This window comes from Nocardia abscessus (assembly GCF_015477775.1).
Lineage (GTDB): Bacteria > Actinomycetota > Actinomycetes > Mycobacteriales > Mycobacteriaceae > Nocardia > Nocardia abscessus_A.
Genome location: NZ_JADLQO010000056.1, coordinates 1 through 1,398 on the forward strand (window position 1 = coordinate 1; position 1,398 = coordinate 1,398).

1 protein-coding gene is annotated in these 1,398 nt (G+C 68.6%); it reads left to right on the forward strand.

Features of this window, described 5'->3' with window-relative positions; translation table 11 throughout:
- Positions 1-47: 47 nt before the first annotated feature.
- Positions 48-1,385: a lipase family protein gene (locus tag IU450_RS39230; protein WP_195154774.1), complete on the forward strand. Its 1,338-nt coding sequence runs from the start codon at positions 48-50 to the stop codon at positions 1,383-1,385.
- Positions 1,386-1,398 lie beyond the last annotated feature (13 nt).

Genomic DNA, 1,398 nt, shown 5'->3' on the forward strand with positions numbered 1-1,398 from the left:
AGGACACTTCGGCGACGGTGCCGGGTGGAGTTCATGGAGAGTTATCGATGCAGCGACAGCAGGGGCAGTCTCGGTCGGGGTGGCGGCGGTGGGCCGTTGTGGTGGCGGGGGTGGTGGCCGTGGCGTGTGCTACCGCGGTAGCCGTGGTGGGGGTGGATACCGGGGAGGCGGCGGCGGCCCCGGTCAGCGATTTCTATCTCCCGCCGGCGCGGATTCCGTCGGAGCCGGGTGCGATCGTGAAGACCGCGCCGATGGCGTTGTTCGCGACGGTGCCGACGGATAAGGGGTGGCCGGGTAGGGCGCAGCACGTCATGTATGTCAGCCGGTTGCAGGACGGGTCGCCGGTGGCGGTGTCGGGAACGTTCATCGACGCTACCGGTCCGTGGCAGGGGCCGGGTCCGCGTCCGACGGTGGTGATCGCTCCGGGCACTTCGGGGCAGGGTGATCGTTGTGCGATGTCGGTGGCGTTCTCCACCGGGATGACGGTGTTCACCGATCCCTCGCCGGGGTTGTCGGCGAACCAGGAACTACCGGCTTCGGCGGTGTGGAGCGGGCTGGGTGCCCGGGTGCTGGTGACCGACTACATCGGGTTGGGCACGCCGGGAATCCACACCTACGCCAACCGGATCGAGGCCGCGCACGCGGTGCTGGACGGGGTCCGTGCGGCGCACAAGCTGGCCGGTGTGGGTGCTGAGACTCCGGTGGTGTTGTGGGGTTATTCCCAAGGTGGCGGTGCGACCGCGGCGGCGGCGGAGATGGCGCCGGTGTACGCGCCGGAGTTGAATCTGAAGGGCAGCTGGGCGGGTGGGCCGGTCGCGGATCTGGCCGCGATCCTGGAACGCATCGATGGGGCGTTGATCGGCGGTGCGATCGGGTTCGCGATCAACGGTTTGCTCGCGCGCTATCCCGAGCTGCACCAGGCGCTGGACCGGGTGACCAGTCCCGCCGGGCGCGCCATGCTGGAAACGCTCGGTGACGAATGTATCGGTGACATCATCACCCGCCATCCCTTTATGAAGACCGGTTCGCTGACCAACGACGGCCGCTCGCTCACCGAACATCTCGCGGCGATCCCGGAGGCGGCTCCCGCCCTGGCCGAACTGCGCGTGGGGAATCTGCTCCCGGCTACGCCGGTGCTGATCACCAGCGGTTTGAACGACGACACCGTCCCCTACGGCCAGGCCCGCCGGCTGGCCGAGGACTGGTGCGCGAAAGGCGCCACGGTCACCTTCCGCACCAACGACCTGCCACCGATCCTGCCCGGCGCCACCATCCCGAACCATTTCGGACCCGAGATGATCGACGGATTCGGCCCCGACAACGCGATCACCTACCTGCTCGACCGCCTCGCCGACAAACCCGTCACCGGCTGCACCTTCGACTGAAACCCCCTGCGCC